The following is a 16,365-nucleotide window of genomic DNA, read 5'->3' as shown; positions in this document are numbered from 1 at the left end:
CGATGCGGCCATGACCAACCCACGGGACGGCGACGCCATCCGATTCCTCCACTCAGCCGATTGGCAGCTCGGTATGACCCGGCGGTTCCTCGGAGACGAGTCCCAGGCCGTCTTCACGGCGGACAGGCTCGCGGCCGTGGAGGCACTCGGTGGGTTGGCGGAGCGACACGGGGCACAGTTCGTGGTGGTCGCGGGCGACGTGTTCGAGGACAACGCGGTACCCCGGTCGGTGGTACTCCGCGCGGTCGAGGCCCTGTCCGCATTCCCGGTGCCGGTGCTGGTGCTGCCGGGCAATCACGATCCACTGGACGTGTCCTCGGTGTTCCGGTGCAGGGACTTCTCCCCGGCGCTCGAGGGCGGGGCCGTCGTGGTCCTCGACGGTTCGGGCCCGGTCGAGATCGTCCCCGGCGTCGAGGTGGTCGGCGTCCCGTGGACGTCCAAGCGCCCGGACCCCTCGCGGTTACCGGCGCTTCTGGCGTCTCTCGAACCCACTGACTCCGTGCGGGTCCTCGTGGCGCACGGGGGTACCGACGAGATCTACGGCGGGCACTCCCCGTCGGTGGAGGCGATCGCCGTGGCTTCGCTGGAGGAGGCGATCGAGTCCCGCCGCCTGGACTACGTGGCGCTCGGGGACAGGCACTCGGTCACCCGCGTGGGCTCCGGCGGGCGCATCTGGTTCTCGGGGAGTCCGGAGACCACGGACTTCGACGACGTGGAGAAGGACTCCGGCAACGTCCTGCTGGTCGAGCTCGGTGGGAGAGGTCCGTCGGGGGAGAGGCGAGCGTGCGAGGTCACCCCGCTGGCGACGGGCCGGTGGTCCTTCCTGGCGGTGGACGCGGAGATCGATACGGACGGGGACCTCGACTCCCTCGCCGAGCGGATCGAGGCGGTGCAGGACAAGCCGCGCACCGTGCTGAAACTGGGGCTGACCGGCACCGTCGGGGTGGCCCTGCGCGCGCGGATCGATGCGCTCCTGGAGACCTGGGACGCGGTGTTCGCCTCCGCGTACCTGCGCCAGTCACGCACCCACCTCGTGGTCCGCGCGGAGGACTCGGACTTCACGGATCTCGTGGACGGGTACGCGGGTCGAGCGGTCGCGGACCTCGTCGACATGGCGGCCACCGGGGGGGTGGACGCCGAGGATGCCGGGCACGCCCTGAGCTTGCTGTACCGGCTCGTGGACGGGGGAACGCGATGATCCTGCACCGGTTGACGATCGAGGACTTCCGCGGGGTGATGCGCGAAGAGGTCGACCTGCCCCCACGTGGGGTGCTGGTGATCGAGGGCCCCAACGAGTCGGGGAAGACCAGCCTCATGGACGCCCTCGAGATGCTGCTCGAGCACAAGGCCTCGTCCGGGCGTGCCGAGATCAAGGCCGCCAGCCCTGTCGGCAGGGACGTCCCCGTGGTGGTGGAGGCCGAGTTCTCCGTCGACGGCGAACGGATGCGCTACCGCAAGGAGTTCGTCCGCGGCAAGCGCACCTCCCTCGAGTTCCCGGGTTCGGCACGCACGGCGATGGCGGGAGACGACGCCCACGACTTCGTCCGCGACCTGTTGGACCGTCAGGTCGACAGGTCACTGTGGCGCGCCCTGCGCATAGCCCAGGACGAACCTCTGGGCCAGGTCGACGCGGCCAAGGGTATGGACTCTCTCCGCCGCGCGTTGGACGCCGCGGCGGGCGGTGAGGACCCGACCGGTGACGACTCGCTGGTCGAGCGCGTCGCGGAGGAACGCAATCGCTATCTCACTGCGCGGCGGGGCGAGCCGACCGGTGACCTGGCGCGGTCGGAGTCCCGGCTCACCGAGGCGCGGGCCGCGCTGTCCGAGGCACGCGCCCGGCACGCGGAACTCGACGCGGCGGTCGCGGACCACGAAGCCCGGTCCGCAGTCCATCGCGCGCGACTCGACTCGCTCGCCACGCTCGAGAAGGAAGTCGGGCGTCTCGAGGCCGCGGGCCGGGCAGTCGCGGACCTCAGAGGGGTCAGCGCATCCGCCGACGCCGAGGTCGACCGGGCGGTGGCCGCGCATGACGCCGCGCTGCGCGAGCAACGAGAGCGTCGGGAACTCATCGACAGGGCGATGACCGAACAGCGGAGGGAGACCGATCTGCGGGCGGCTGCCGCCACCGCGGCCGAGAGGCTGGAACCCGCCCAGCAGCGGGCCCGTCGGGCGCGGGCCGAACTGGAGGCGGCCGAGAAGCGAGTGATCCGGGCCCGCACCCGCCTCGATGCCGCACGCGCGGTCGAGGAGGGCGACCGCAGGCGTGCGGACCTCGAGCACCTGGAACGACTGCTCGGGACCCTGACAGAGGTGGGGGACGAGCTGCGCCGCAAGGAGGCGGAGCTCGCCGCGGTCGACGTCGCCGATGACTCGGTCGACGCCATCCGCCGCGCGGACGAGACGCTGCGGGAGGCCGTCATCCGGTCCGCAGCCAGTGCTCCCCGGGTGGAGATCACCGGGGAGGGCGAGTTCCGGGTCGGAGGGGAGGGCCTCGATGCGTCTGCGGGGTGGACGCACGAGATCGTGGAGGACACCGTCTTCGAGGTCGGGGCGGTCTCGCTGACTGTCGTCCCCGCGGGTGACACGGACTCCGTCCGACGGGACGAGCAGTCCGCTCGCCTCCGGCTGGACCACCTTCTCGCGGAGCTCGGCGTGGAGAACCCCACGGAGGCGGAGGAACGCTCCCGGCGGACGGGCGCGCTGCGTGCCGAGATCGAGGCACTGCGTCGACGGCGATCGGACCTCCTCGGCGGCGAGACGGCGGATGATCTCACCGCGAGGCGGGACGACCTGCGCTCACGGGTCCCGGCCGGGACCGTGCCGTCCGGCCAGGTCGCGGAGGGGCGGGAAGGCGGAGCCGTCGCGGAGGGGGAGGACGATCCGGAGACCGAGTACGCCGCCGCGGAGGAATCGGTCGTCCGCTGCAGGGCGGAGGATCGCGCCGCATCCGCCGAGGCCGAAACACTCCGCACCGAGTACGCGACCCGTATCGCACTGGCAGACGAGGCAGCCGGCCGGCACGGTGAGTGCGGGGAGGCGCTGTCGGCCGCGCGTGACGCCACCCCGGATCTCAGCCTCGACGAGAGGGCGGGGGAGGCGCGCCTCCGCGCAGAGACCGCCCGTGAGAAGGCACGGGAGGCGAAGGCGGAATTGGACGAGGCGCTCGCCGACGCGCCGCCCGGTCTGCTGGACAACGCCCGGGCCTCACTGTCCTCACTGGCCGCCGAGGAACGCGAATCGGCTGCTGCCGTCGCCACGTCGATGGGCCGGGTCAACGCGATCGGCGACCAGGGCCGGCTCGAGGGGGTCGCTTCCGCCGAGCGCGAACTCGAGGCGGCGGAGAGGGAGAACGCAGCGCTGTGGCGCCGAGCCCGTGCGGCGGACCTGCTCCACCGCACACTCGCGGCGCGTCGATCGGAGGCTCTGCTCGCGTACCAGGCCCCGTTCCACAGGGCGGTCGTCGAACTCGGTTCCCTCGTGTACGGGCGTGACTTCGACGTGAGGCTCGGCGAGGATCTGACCATCCTGTCCAGGCGGGTCGGGGATGTGACCGTCGACTACGAATCGCTGTCCGGGGGCGCCAGGGAGCAGTTGGCGGTGATCGTCCGGATCGCCTGTGCGCGACTCGTCGGTGACGACGGCGTCCCCGTTTTCCTCGACGACACCATGGGCTATACGGATCCCTCTCGCCGACTCACCATGGGAGCGGTCATCGCCGCGGCTGCGGCGACGTCACAGGTCATCGTGCTCACGTGCGACCGCGCCCGGTTCGCGGGCATCGGGGGCGCACACACCCACGTCATGCAGAGGTCTGGCGCCGATCGCGAGTGAACGCCGTTGACGGCGGCGGGCGCCCCGGAGCGGTGGTGGAGGAATGCCGAGTGGGTCGTCGTGCTGTAATAGCCCCATGACGGAGACACGCTGGTTGAGCGATGAAGAGCAGCGCATGTGGCGCCGGTACCGCGATGTGAACCAACTGCTGGAACTCGCCATGGAGCGCCAACTCCAGCGGGACGCCTCGATGTCTCAATCCGATTACTCGGTTCTCGTGAGCCTCAGTGAGGCCGACAACCGGGGACTCCGGGCGAGGGAACTCGGCGCCGCGCTCGGCTGGGACCGCAGCCGGGTCTCTCACCAGGTCCGGCGTATGGAGGGGCGCGGCCTGGTGGCCAAGGGAGAATGCGCGGAGGACGGTCGCGGGACCGTCGTCACCCTCACCGAGGCGGGCGCCCAGGCGATCGCGTCAGTGGCCCCCAAGCACGTCGAGAAGGTCCGGGAGCTGTTCATCGACGTGCTCTCCGAGCACGAGGTACTCGCACTCACCGACATCTACGAGCGAATCGTCGACCGCATCGGTGAGGTGGACGGAATCACCCGGCCCACCTGACGCGGAGCGGGAGAGACGAGAAGGGCCCGGGCAATCGCCCGGGCCCTTCTCGTTTTGCTTGTGCCCCCGAAGGGAATCGAACCCCTGACCTTTGGTACCGGAAACCAACGCTCTATCCCCTGAGCTACGAGGGCGGGATACCGACCCTTACGGGCCGGAGGCCGCTCCAGCGGACGCCCCGCACTGGCGGGGATCGCTCGAACAGCGAGACTGATCGTAGCACCGGCGGTCGGGCAGGGCCGCATCGGGCCCGTCGGGGCTCGGACGGGTCGCCCGGACAGACGTCCGATTCCCCCCGCGACGTGCCGACACCTAGGATAGGAAGACGTGACTCCCGCCGATCTCGCCGCCGTCATCCGCGCCGCCCTCATCTCCGTTCTCGCCGACCGCGGGGCCGACACGTCGGTCGTTCCGGAGTCGGTGACGGTGGAGCGGCCGCGCAACCCCGAGCACGGGGACTACGCGACGAACATCGCTCTCCAACTGGCCAAGAAGGTGGGGTCGGCCCCTCGCGAGTTGGCGCAGGATCTCGCGACCGCGCTGGTGGCCGACCCGGGCGTGGCCTCGGCCGAGATCGCCGGACCGGGGTTCCTCAACATCTGTCTCGATTCCGGGGCCCAGGGCTCGCTCGTCGCCACAGTGCTCTCCGCGGGCGAGGAGTACGGCAACGGGGACGCGATGGCCGGCCGCCGGGTGAACCTGGAGTTCGTCTCCGCGAACCCCACCGGGCCCATCCACCTGGGCGGTACACGCTGGGCGGCGGTCGGTGACGCCCTCGGTCGTGTGATCGAGGCCTCCGGCGCAGCGGTCACGCGTGAGTACTACTTCAACGACCACGGGGCGCAGATCGACCGCTTCAGCCGTTCGCTGGCCGCGGCTGCCCGCGGCGAGGCGACCCCCGAGGACGGCTACGCGGGGGCGTACATCCAGGACATCGCGTCGAACGTGGTCGCCGAGCACCCGGACGTGCTGGAGCAGCCGGAGTCCGAGGCCCTCGAGACGTTCCGAGCGGTCGGCGTGGACCTGATGTTCAGCCACATCAAGAACTCGCTGGCCGAGTTCGGAACCGTCTTCGACGTCTACACCCACGAGAACTCGATGTTCACCTCCGGTGCGGTGGACCGCGCGATCGAGACGCTCAAGGGCAACGGGAACCTCTACGAATCCGAGGGAGCCTGGTGGCTCCGGTCCACCGCGTTCGGTGACGACAAGGACCGCGTGGTTCTCAAGTCCGACGGCGACGCCGCCTACATCGCCGGTGACATCGCCTACTTCCTGGACAAGCGCGAACGCGGCTTCGACCTGTGCATCTACATGTTGGGAGCCGACCACCACGGGTACATCGCCCGGCTCAAGGCCGCCGCAGCGGCCCTGGGCGATGACCCGGCGACGATCGAGGTGCTCATCGGTCAGATGGTCAACCTCGTCAGGGACGGCGCCCCGGTCAAGATGAGCAAGCGGGCGGGAACCGTCATCACGCTCGACGACCTCGTCGACGCCATCGGCGTCGATGCCGCGCGGTACGCGCTGATCCGGTCCTCGGTCGACCAGACGATGGACATCGACCTGGCGCTGTGGACGTCGGCGACGAACGACAACCCCGTCTTCTACGTGCAGTACGCGCACGCCCGTCTCTGCTCCCTGGCGCGCAACGCCGCCGATCTGGGGGTCACCCCCGAGGGCGCGGACCTGGCGCTGCTCACCGAGGACCGGGAGGGCGCGCTCATCCGCACCATCGGTGAATTCCCCCGGGTCGTCGCCAGCGCCGCGGACCTGCGCGAGCCCCACCGTATCGCGCGCTACCTCGAGGAGTTGGCCGCCGCGTATCACCGCTTCTACGACACCTGTCGTGTGCTGCCGATGGGGGACGAGGAGCCGGGCCCGCTGCACGCCGCCCGGTTCGCGTTGAGTACGGCCACCCGGCAGACCCTCGCGAACGGCCTCCGCCTGATCGGCGTCAGCGCACCGGAGAAGATGTGAGCGCCCACCCCGCCGGGGCCCGGCACGAGGTCCCGCACGCGCCGGGGATCGGTGAGCGGCCCGCCGACGCGAACGACGTCATGGCACTGGCGCCCTCCGTGTGGCCACGCGGTGCCGACCGGCGCGACGACGGAGTGGTGGAGTTCGCGGGTGTCACCGCGAGCGAGCTCGCCGCGGAGTTCGGTACGCCACTGCTCGTGATCGACGAGGACGATTTCCGCTCCCGGTGCCGCGAGATGGCGGAAGCGTTCGGCGGGGCGGACCGCGTGCACTACGCATCCAAGGCGTTCCTGACCACGGAGACTGCTCGCTGGGTCGCCGAGGAGGGGCTGGGGCTGGACGTCGCCTCGGGCGGCGAGCTCGCGATCGCGCTGAGGGCCGGGTTCCCGCCCGAACGGATCACCGTCCACGGAAACAACAAGTCAGCGGACGAGCTGCGCCTGGCCGTCCGCAGTGGCGTCGCCCACGTCGTGATCGACGCGATGTCGGAGATCGAGATGCTCGACCGGATCGCCGGTGAGGAGGGCGTCGTCCAGGACGTGTTCATCCGGGTCACGGTCGGCGTCGAGGCCCACACCCACGAATTCATCGCGACCGCCCACGAGGACCAGAAGTTCGGCTTCTCGCTCGCGGGCGGTGCGGCGATGCAGGCCGTCCGCGCGGTGTTCGACGCGCCGAACATCCGGCTGACCGGGCTGCACAGTCACATCGGGTCCCAGATCTTCGATATCGACGGGTTCGAACTCGCGGCGCGACGGGTGATCGGACTGCTGCGCGAGATCGTCGACGAGTTCGGCGCCGAGCGGACAGCTCAGCTCGACCACCTCGATCTCGGCGGCGGTCTCGGCATCAGCTACGTCTCGTCGGACGATCCGCCGCCGGTGGCCCAGTTGGCGGCGTCCCTGCGGGAGATCGTCGAGGGTTTCGCCCGGGATGCCGGCCTCGTCCCTCCGACGCTGGTCGTCGAGCCCGGTCGTGCCATCGCCGGCCCGGGCACGGTCACGCTGTACGAGGTGGGCGTGGTCAAGGACGTCGAGCTCGCGGGCGGGGAGAACCGGCGCTACATCAGTGTCGACGGCGGGATGAGTGACAACATCCGCACGGCCCTGTACGACGCCGTCTACGACGCCCGGCTGGTGGGACGCTCGTCAGACGCCGAGCCAGTGGTGTCCAGGCTGGTCGGCAAACACTGCGAAAGCGGCGACGTGGTGGTGCGCGACCTGTGGATGCCGGAGGACGTGGGTGGCGGTGACCTGGTGGCCGTCGCGGCCACGGGCGCATACTGCTACTCCATGTCGAGCCGATACAACATGATCGGGCGACCCGCCGTGGTGGCGGTGCGCGACGGGCGGGCACGATTGGTGCTGCGCCGTGAGACCCTGGACGATCTGACGAGCCTGGAGGTGGGACAGTGAGCGACGCAAGCGCGTCAGGCGTGCGACCCGTGGGGGTGGCGGTGCTCGGGATGGGCACCGTCGGATCCGAGGTCATCCGCTACATGACCGAGAACGCCGACGCACTGGCGGCCCGCATCGGCGCGCCCCTGGCCCTCCGCGGCGTGGCGGTGCGCGATCTCACCAAGGATCGCGGGCTCGATCCGGACCTGCTCACCGCGGACCCGTCGTCGTTGGTCGCGCGCGACGACGTCGACGTCGTCGTGGAGCTCATGGGCGGCATCGACGTGCCGCGTCCGCTCCTCCTCGAGGCGCTGCGCCACGGCAAGGCCGTGGTGACGGCCAACAAGGCGCTGCTCGCGGAGTACACGGACGAACTGGCGGCGGTGGCCGACTCCACGCACACCGATCTGTACTTCGAGGCGGCCGTGGCCGGTGCTATCCCGGTGATCGGCCCGCTGCGCCGATCGATGGCCGGCGACCAGGTGGAGCGCGTGCTGGGGATCGTCAACGGCACCACCAACTACATCCTGTCGGAGATGGGTTCGACCGGGGCCGACTACTCGGAGACCCTCGCGGAGGCCTCCCGTCTCGGGTACGCCGAGGCCGACCCCACGGCCGATGTCGAGGGGTATGACGCGGCCGCCAAGGCCGCCATCCTCGCGTCGATCGCGTTCCACAGCCGCGTCACCGCCGGGGATGTCTACCGCGAGGGCATCTCGCGGATCTCGCCGGACGACTTCGAGTCGGCCCGCGACATGGACTGCACCATCAAGCTGCTCGCCATCTGCGAGAAGCTCACCCAGTCGGACGGGTCCGAGGCCGTGTCGGCGCGCGTGTACCCGGCGCTGCTGCCCAACACCCACCCGCTCGCCACGGTGAACGGGGCGTTCAACGCCGTCGTCGTCGAGGCGGAGGCCGCCGGTCGACTCATGTTCTACGGTCAGGGTGCGGGAGGTTCCCCGACCGCCTCCGCGGTCCTGGGCGACATGGTCGCCGCCGCCCGCAACAAGGTCGGTGCGGGTCGCGCCCCGGGGGAGTCGACGTACGCCGCTCTTCCGGTCGCCTCCATGGACGAGATCTCGACGCGCTATCACGTGCGCATGCGGGTCGCCGACAAGCCGGGCGTACTCGCCCTCGTCGCCGCCGAGTTCTCGCGGCACGGCGTCTCCATCGCACAGGTGCGACAGACCGAGGTCGAACTGCCGGAGACCGAGCTCGACGATGTCGAGCCCTCCGCGGAGCTCACCGTCCTGACCCACCGGGCGTCGGAGCGCGCGCTCTCCGACACCGTGGCAGCACTGTCGGATCAGGACGCCGTCACGGCCATCACCAGCGTCATCCGTCTCGAGGGAGTGGACACCGAATGAGCAACACCCACCAGCCCGTGCACAGCCGGTGGCCCGGCCTCATCGAGGCCTACCGCGACCGACTCCCGATCGGGGACGACTGGGAGCCGGTGACGCTCTACGAGGGCGGGACCCCGCTCATTCGCGCGACCCACCTGTCCGCCGTGACGGGTTGCGAGGTGTACCTCAAGGTCGAGGGCCTCAACCCGACCGGATCCTTCAAGGACCGGGGCATGACGATGGCGGTGACGGATGCCAAGGCTCGCGGCCAGAAGGCCGTCCTCTGCGCGTCGACGGGCAACACGTCCGCATCGGCGGCCGCCTATGCCACTCGCGCCGGGATGGAGTGCGCCGTGCTCATCCCGCAGGGCAAGATCGCCGCCGGCAAGCTCGCCCAGGCCGTGATGCACGGGGCCACCATCATCCAGGTCGACGGCAACTTCGACGACTGTCTGGAGTTGGCGCGCAAGACCACCGCCACCTACGCCGAGATCGGGTTGGTCAACTCGGTCAACCCGGTCCGGATCGAGGGACAGAAGACGGCGGCGTTCGAGATCGTCGATGTTCTCGGGCGCGCCCCCGACCTGCACTTCCTGCCCGTCGGCAACGCGGGCAACATCACCGCGTACTGGAAGGGTTACACCGAGTACCACGCCGACGGGATCATCTCGTCCCGCCCGCGGATGATGGGTGTGCAGGCCGCCGGCGCCGCACCGCTGGTCGACGGCGCCCCGGTCAAGAACCCCGAGACCATCGCCACCGCCATCCGGATCGGCTCCCCGGCGTCGTGGGACGGCGCGGTGACCGCCCGCGACGAGTCCGGGGGGACGTTCCGCAAGCGCACCGACGAGCAGATCCTCGAGGCGTACCGCATGGTCGCCGGCAAGGATGCCGTCTATGTCGAGCCCGCCTCCGCGGCCTCGGTGGCGGGGTTGCTCGACGCGCACGCGGGCGGTGAGCTGGAGGCGGGACAGACCATCGTGTGCACCGTGACCGGCAACGGACTCAAGGACCCCGACACCGCCCTGCTGGGGATGCCCGAGGTCGAGGCCATCCCGGTGGATCCGTCGGCCGTCGCCGGCGCCCTCGGCCTGCAGTGAGCGAGGTGAGCGGTCCCGGCCCGGAGGTCTTCGGCAGCTCGGGTGGGCACATCCTGCCGGTCGGGCGCACGGTCACGATCGAGGTACCGGCGTCCAGCGCGAACCTCGGGCCGGGTTTCGACGCTCTCGGGGTGGCCCTGGGGCTGTACGACACGATCACGGTGACCACGATCGACTCCGGCCTCGAGCTGGAGGTGTCGGGGGAGGGCGCCGGTCAGGTTCCCGAGGACGCCTCGCACCTGGTGGCCAAGGCCGTCGAGGCCGGGCTGCGTGCCGGTGGTGTGGGTGTGCCGGGCGTACGGATCTCCTGCCGGAACGCGATCCCGCACTCCCGCGGTCTCGGGTCGTCGGCGTCCGCCGCGGTCGGCGGACTGGTCGCGGCGAACGGTCTGATGGGCGGGGTGCTGACGAACGACCACCTGGTCCAGCTCTCGAGCGAGTTCGAGGGCCACCCGGACAACGCGGCGGCCAGTGTCCTCGGCGGGGTCGTGGTGTCGTGGACGGAGCGCTCGGCGACAAGCGTGCACTACCGTGCGGTCCGCATGGAGGTGGATCCCTCGATCGTCGCCACCGTTCTGGTGCCGTCCGAGACGTCGTCGACCGCGCAGACCCGCGGCCTGCTCCCGGCCACCGTCCCGCACGAGGACGCGGCCTTCAACGCGAGCCGCGCCGCGCTGATGTCGGTCGCGCTCGCGGCCCATCCGGAGTTCCTGCTGGCCGCGACCGAGGATCGGCTCCACCAGTCCTACCGGGCCCCGGCCCTGGTCGGCACCACCGAGTGGGTCACCAGACTGCGTGAGCGGGGTCTCGCGGCGACGGTCTCCGGCGCCGGCCCGACCGTGCTGGTGTTGGGCACCGACGGGTTGCCGACCGACCTGCGCGCCGATGCCGAGGCGCAGGGATGGACGGTGCTGGACCTGCAGATCGCGGACGGTGCCCGGGTCGTGGCCGGAGACTGACACCCGGTCGGGCGACGCCCCGTCCGATCGGTAGAGCGTCCCTTCGAGACCCCGTCTGAGGGATTCAGTCGGACGCCTCCGGGGCGATCGTCGTGATCTCGTAGTCGCCCGCGGCGTGGCGCGCCCGGATCCTGATCTTGTCGAACTTTCCGACCGTGGTCTGCGGGATGTGGTCGACGAAAGCCCAGTGATCCGGGCGCTTCCAGTTCTCCACGACGCCCTCGAGACCCTCCCAGAGGGCGCGGGCGGACGCGGTCGCCCCGGTCTTGAGCTGGACCAGGACGAGCGGCCGGTTGCCCCAGCGTTCGTCCGGGACGCCGACCACGGCCACCTCTGCGACCCGGTCGTCGAGCAGGACCGCGTGTTCGAGTTCGACCGTCGAGATCAGTTCACCGCCGGAGGCGATGATGTCGTCGACCCGGTCCACCACGTCGAGGTAGCCCTTGGGGGAGATGCTGGCCACGTCCCCGGTGCGTAGCCATCCGTCGACGAAGCGATCGGAGGCCTCGTCGCCGAGGTAGCGGGCCGTCACCCACGGGCCGCGGATCTGGAGTTCGCCGACGGACCACCCGTCGTTGTGCTGGACCCGGCCGCCGTCCACGATGCGTGCCTTCACTCCGGCGGGGAACCGTCCCTGACCGAGCATCTGTGCGCGTCGCCGGGTCGCGGAGGAGTGGGGGTCCGGTCGCGCGAACGTCGCGATGGGGCTGGACTCGGTGAGTCCGTAGGCCTGCATGATCGTGACCCCGTGACGCTCGACGAACGCGTCGAACAGGGCCTCGGGGACGGGTGATCCGCCGACGAGGACCTCGCTGAGATGCGCGATCGATTGCGGATGGTTCTCCAGCCGCCGGAGTAGCCGTTGGAGGGTGGCCGGTGTGGTGGCCATCTTGTTCGGCCTGTATGTGCGCAGCAGGTCGGCCATGTCGTGGCCGGTGGTGAGCACCCGGCCGGGCCGTGGTCGCGCGGTGACGAGGCCGGCGCCGGTCATGAAGGCGGCGTACGGCAGCCCCCAGGACATAACGTGGTACATCGGCACGGTGGTCAGGACGGTGTCGCCGCTGCGCAGGGCCGCGCTCTCGGCCATGGACATCTGCATGGAGTGCAGCCAGATGGACCGGTGGGTGTAGGCGACGCCCTTGGACGCGCCGGTGGTGCCGGAGGTGTAGGCGATCGCCGCGGCGGAGCGTTCATCGAGGTCGGGCCACGGGTAGGCGGTGGGTTGGCCGTCGAGGAGGGTCTCGAGGGCGTGGACGTCGGCATCGAGCTCGCCGAGGTCTGGGGGTACCTGACCGTCGACGACGACGAGGTGGCGCAGCGAATCGAGCTGCGCGGCCACCAGGAGTGCCGAGGAGAGCAGCTCCGGGTCGACGAGTACGACCGACACCCGGTTGTCGCTCAGGACGGAGAGCATGAACTCCCGCGAGCGGAGGACGTTCACCGGGAGGGCGACCGCGCCCATCGCGGGGAGGGCGAACATCGCCTCGACGACCTCGGTGCGGCTGCCGGACAGGATGCCCACCACATCGCCGGGTCGTACCCCGAGCCCGGCGAGGGCGTGCGCGGTGGCGGCCGCGCGGGAGGCCAGCACGTCGTATCGCACCGGACGGGGTTCCAGGTCGCCGACGAATCCGGTGACAGTGGACCCACCGTGTCGTTCCGCCGCGTGCTCGAGGATCCGGGACACGAGCAGTGGCGTGTCCAGCATCGTTCCGAGCACGGTCACCTCCGAGGTCGTGTGGCCCTTGTCGTGTGCTGTACGTTACCGCCCGCATCCGACGCGGTGAGCGCCAGTCGCGACTCGCGGAAGGGGGACCTGCGCGCGATCGGCCACAGAGTAGTATGCTTGGACCCAGCCACGGGCGCCCGGTCGTCCCAGCATTCCGAGTCGATCCTCGCAGCACCCTCCGCACCAGGTCGGTGTGGTGTGGATCGGACTCGGTGGGACAGGCCGATCGGCGAGTGGCGTACAGGGATCCCCACTATCGAGCGGTTCTCCCCTCACGAGGATCCCCCTCAGACGAAAGATCCGTGTCCGGCCACGTTGCCGCCACGGAAGGCCCCAGCGGCCACCCCGGGACGCCGAGTCCGCTTCCCGGACACCTGCTCGATGCGAGGCGGCGTACGCCGCCCCGGCCCCGGGCCCAGAAAGGATCCCCGTGACCTCGACGGACACCACTTCCACGCCAGCACAGGGTGCCTCGCTGTCGGCGATGCGCCTGAACGATCTCAAGTCGCTGGCCCAGCAGATGGGCCTCAAAGGCCTGTCGGGTAAGCGCAAGGGCGACCTCGTCGCGATGATCGAGGGCGCCCGGGGTGGCAGGCCCGCGCCGGCCCGTGAGCCCGCCCCGAAGACCGCGCCCGCCCCGGAAACCGAACCCCCGGTGGCCGGCGAGCCCGCGGCGAAGGCCGAGTCGGCTCCGGAGAAGGCGCCGGACCGCGATGAGGCGTCTGCACGAGACGAGGCGTCTGCACGGAGCGGGGCGCCCGCCCCGCAGGCCGAGTCCGGCCGACGGGATCGTGGCGACAGGGCCGGGGGCGGTGCGGAGAACCCCCGGGGCGGGTCGGATGACTCCGACTCCGGTCGCCAGGGGGACCGGTCCCGTCGCGAGGACGGCAACCGCGGTGGCGGGCAGCGACAGGGGCGTAACCAGCAGAACCGGGATCAGCAGGGCGGCCGCAACCGCGATCAGCAGGGCGCGCGCAACGACCAGGGCAACCAGGGCGGCAACCGCGATCAGCAGAGCGGCCGCAACGACCAGTCCGACCAGGGCGGCGGCGACAACGGCCCCCGCGGTGACGGTCAGAACCGGGATGACGACGGAGGAGGCCGCGGCCGTCGCAGCCGCCGGCGCCGCGAGCGCAATCGCGGCGGGGGGCGCCCGGCCGAGGGTGAGACGGAGGTGCGGGACGACGACGTCCTGCAGCCGGTCGCGGGCATCCTCGACGTGCTGGACAACTACGCGTTCGTCCGCACGTCCGGCTACCTCGCGGGACCCAACGACGTCTACGTCTCCATGAACATGATCCGTCGTCACGGCCTGCGTCGCGGTGACGCGATCACCGGCGCGGTGAAGATGCCCCGCGACGGCCAGAACGACGGCCAGGGCGGCGGCCAAGGCGGCGGCGGGGGCCAGGGTGGCGGCAAGAACCGTCAGAAGTTCAACCCGCTGGTCCGCATCGACACCGTCAACGGTGGCCCGGTGGACCAGGTTCGCAACCGCCCGGACTTCGCGAAGCTCACCCCGCTGTACCCCAACCAGCGACTGCGCCTCGAGACCGAGAAGAACATCATCTCGACCCGCGTGATCGACCTGATCATGCCGATCGGCAAGGGGCAGCGCGCGCTGATCGTCTCCCCGCCCAAGGCCGGTAAGACCACGATCCTGCAGAACATCGCCAACTCGATCGCGGTCAACAACCCGGAGTGCCACCTCATGGTCGTCCTCGTCGACGAGCGGCCGGAGGAGGTCACCGACATGCAGCGTTCGGTGAAGGGCGAGGTCATCGCCTCGACCTTCGACCGTCCGCCGTCGGACCACACCCAGGTCGCGGAGCTCGCGATCGAGCGGGCCAAGCGTCTGGTGGAGATGGGGCAGGACGTCGTCGTCCTCCTCGACTCCATCACGCGACTCGGCCGCGCCTACAACAACTCCTCGCCCGCCTCGGGTCGCATCCTGTCCGGCGGCGTCGACTCCACGGCCCTGTACCCGCCCAAGCGGTTCCTCGGCGCGGCGCGCAACATCGAGAACGGTGGATCGCTGACGATCATCTCCACCGCGATGGTGGAGACCGGCTCGGCCGGCGACACGGTGATCTTCGAGGAGTTCAAGGGCACCGGCAACGCCGAGCTCAAACTGGACCGTCGCATCGCCGAGCGGCGGGTGTTCCCCGCGGTCGACGTGGGACCCTCGGGGACGCGCAAGGAAGAGCTGCTCATGACCCCCGAGGAAGCCGGGATCATGCACAAGTTGCGCCGCGTGCTCTCGGGGCTGGACTCCCACCAGGCCATCGACCTGCTCATGTCGCAGTTGCGCAAGACCAACAACAACTACGAATTCCTGCTGCAGGTGGCCAAGACGACGCCCACCCTGCCGCAGGACGAGGAGTGACCGGGAGCGAGGGACGGTCGCCGTCCTCGATCGACGACGTCCTGGCCGAGTACGGGGGCCTCGAGACGCAGTTGTCCGACCCCGCTCTGCACGAGGACGCCACCGCCGCCCGCCGGGTGGGCAAACGCTTCGCCGAGCTCACCCCGATCGTGCAGTGTCACCGTGCGCTGGTGTCCACGCGCGAGGACGCCGCCGCGGCGCGGGAGCTCGCCGGCGACGATTCCTCGTTCGCCGGGGAGGCCGAGGAGCTGGAGGCTGAGGCGGCCGAGCTCGAGACCCGCCTGGCCGACCTGCTGGCGCCCCGCGACCCACACGATGCGGACGACGTGGTCATGGAGATCAAGTCGGGGGAGGGCGGCGAGGAGTCCGCACTGTTCGCCGCCGACCTCGCCCGCATGTACACGCGGTACGCCGAGAAACACGGATGGGTGATCGAGGTCCTCGGCCTCACGGAGTCCGACCTCGGCGGGTACAAGGACGCGACCTTCTCCATCCGGGCTCGCCAGCCGTCTCGCGACGGGGTGTGGTCCCGCCTCAAGTTCGAGGGCGGGGTGCACCGGGTCCAGCGGGTGCCGGTCACCGAGTCCCAGGGCCGGGTCCACACCTCGGCCGCGGGCGTGTTCGTCTACCCGGAGCCCGAGGACGTGGGTCCGGTCGAGATCGACGAGTCCGACCTGCGCATCGACGTCTACCGCTCATCCGGCAAGGGCGGGCAGGGCGTCAACACCACCGACTCCGCGGTGCGGATCACCCACCTGCCCACCGGCACGGTCGTCACGTGTCAGAACGAACGCAGTCAGCTGCAGAACAAGCAACGCGCGCTACAGGTGCTCGCGGCGCGACTCCAGGCCGCCGCCGAGGAGGCCGCCAACGCCGAGGCGTCTGAGGGCCGGGCCACCCAGGTCCGCACCGTCGACCGGTCGGAGCGCATCCGCACCTACAACTTCCCGGAGAACCGCATCGCCGACCACCGGGTGGGGTTCAAGGCGCACAATCTCGACGCCGTGCTGGACGGTGACCTCGACGCGGTGCTCGACGCCCTCGCCACCGAGGAGCGGCGGCGACGAATGGAAGAGGCCTAGGC

11 protein-coding genes and 1 tRNA gene are annotated in these 16,365 nt (G+C 70.6%); 10 read left to right on the top strand and 2 right to left on the bottom strand.

The features are described 5' to 3' along the window. The first annotated feature begins 10 nt into the window (after window positions 1-10). The 3 genes from OVA21_RS08545 to OVA21_RS08535 all read left to right on the top strand — a co-directional run bounded on the left by OVA21_RS08545 (window position 11) and on the right by OVA21_RS08535 (window position 4,387). Window positions 11-1,198 carry a metallophosphoesterase family protein gene (locus OVA21_RS08545; protein WP_096905245.1) on the top strand — a complete coding sequence of 396 codons (1,188 nt, stop codon included), beginning with the start codon at window positions 11-13 and terminating at the stop codon, window positions 1,196-1,198. Continuing rightward, complete coding sequence (locus tag OVA21_RS08540; RefSeq protein WP_096905246.1) at window positions 1,195-3,831, top strand: AAA family ATPase; 2,637 nt, start codon at window positions 1,195-1,197, stop codon at window positions 3,829-3,831. Before OVA21_RS08545 ends, OVA21_RS08540 begins: the two co-directional genes overlap by 4 nt. 76 nt (window positions 3,832-3,907) lie before the next feature. Beyond that, window positions 3,908-4,387 (top strand): MarR family winged helix-turn-helix transcriptional regulator, encoded by a 480-nt coding sequence (locus OVA21_RS08535; RefSeq protein WP_254050437.1) that lies wholly within the window; start codon window positions 3,908-3,910, stop codon window positions 4,385-4,387. A 61-nt stretch (window positions 4,388-4,448) separates the two neighbouring features. Here OVA21_RS08535 and OVA21_RS08530 read toward each other — a convergent pair. Further along, a tRNA-Arg gene (locus OVA21_RS08530) sits at window positions 4,449-4,521 on the bottom strand. Between the two features lie 193 nt (window positions 4,522-4,714). On the opposite strand from OVA21_RS08530, the gene argS reads away from it, so the two are divergent. The 5 genes from argS to thrB are packed head-to-tail and all read left to right on the top strand — an operon-like array spanning window position 4,715 to window position 11,169. Then, on the top strand, window positions 4,715-6,367 hold the full coding sequence (argS, locus tag OVA21_RS08525; protein WP_096905247.1) for an arginine--tRNA ligase: 1,653 nt from the start codon (window positions 4,715-4,717) through the stop codon (window positions 6,365-6,367). Next, entirely contained in the window at window positions 6,364-7,782 is a 1,419-nt protein-coding gene (gene lysA / locus OVA21_RS08520) for a diaminopimelate decarboxylase (RefSeq protein WP_268092234.1), read from the top strand. The genes argS and lysA overlap by 4 nt, the downstream gene beginning before the upstream one ends. Next, window positions 7,779-9,131: a homoserine dehydrogenase gene (locus OVA21_RS08515; RefSeq protein ID WP_067718363.1), complete on the top strand. Its 1,353-nt coding sequence runs from the start codon at window positions 7,779-7,781 to the stop codon at window positions 9,129-9,131. The genes lysA and OVA21_RS08515 overlap by 4 nt, the downstream gene beginning before the upstream one ends. Next, window positions 9,128-10,210, top strand: a complete 1,083-nt coding sequence (thrC, locus tag OVA21_RS08510) for a threonine synthase (protein WP_069389615.1) — start codon at window positions 9,128-9,130, stop codon at window positions 10,208-10,210. Before OVA21_RS08515 ends, thrC begins: the two co-directional genes overlap by 4 nt. Then, a complete protein-coding gene (gene thrB / locus OVA21_RS08505) occupies window positions 10,207-11,169 on the top strand; it encodes a homoserine kinase (protein WP_067718358.1) in 963 nt (320 codons plus the stop codon). The genes thrC and thrB overlap by 4 nt, the downstream gene beginning before the upstream one ends. Before the next feature lie 64 nt (window positions 11,170-11,233). On the opposite strand, the gene OVA21_RS08500 is transcribed toward thrB, so the two are convergent. Then, complete coding sequence (locus OVA21_RS08500) at window positions 11,234-12,895, bottom strand: long-chain-fatty-acid--CoA ligase (protein ID WP_253702159.1); 1,662 nt, start codon at window positions 12,893-12,895, stop codon at window positions 11,234-11,236. A gap of 433 nt (window positions 12,896-13,328) precedes the next feature. Here OVA21_RS08500 and rho point away from each other — a divergent pair, with 433 nt between their 5' ends. Then, the gene (gene rho, locus OVA21_RS08495; RefSeq protein ID WP_082924017.1) at window positions 13,329-15,281 is read left to right on the top strand and encodes a transcription termination factor Rho; all 1,953 of its coding nucleotides are present in this window, start codon (window positions 13,329-13,331) and stop codon (window positions 15,279-15,281) included. Continuing rightward, on the top strand, window positions 15,278-16,363 hold the full coding sequence (gene prfA / locus OVA21_RS08490) for a peptide chain release factor 1 (RefSeq protein ID WP_067718354.1): 1,086 nt from the start codon (window positions 15,278-15,280) through the stop codon (window positions 16,361-16,363). Before rho ends, prfA begins: the two co-directional genes overlap by 4 nt. The last annotated feature ends 2 nt before the right edge of the window (window positions 16,364-16,365 follow it).

Origin of the sequence: Dietzia sp. SL131, assembly GCF_026672565.1 — a bacterium.
GTDB lineage: Bacteria > Actinomycetota > Actinomycetes > Mycobacteriales > Mycobacteriaceae > Dietzia > Dietzia kunjamensis.
Note: the sequence above shows the minus strand (reverse complement) of the source record. Positions and strands in the feature narration are given on the sequence as shown.

What these genes read in the sequence shown, in the direction of transcription:
- OVA21_RS08540 (WP_096905246.1), top strand. Translation starts at nt 1,195, where the DNA reads ATGATCCTGCACCGGTTGACGATCGAGGACTTCCGCGGGGTGATGCGC.
- thrC (WP_069389615.1), top strand. Translation starts at nt 9,128, where the DNA reads ATGAGCAACACCCACCAGCCCGTGCACAGCCGGTGGCCCGGCCTCATC.
- OVA21_RS08545 (WP_096905245.1), top strand. Translation starts at nt 11, where the DNA reads ATGACCAACCCACGGGACGGCGACGCCATCCGATTCCTCCACTCAGCC.
- OVA21_RS08535 (WP_254050437.1), top strand. Translation starts at nt 3,908, where the DNA reads ATGACGGAGACACGCTGGTTGAGCGATGAAGAGCAGCGCATGTGGCGC.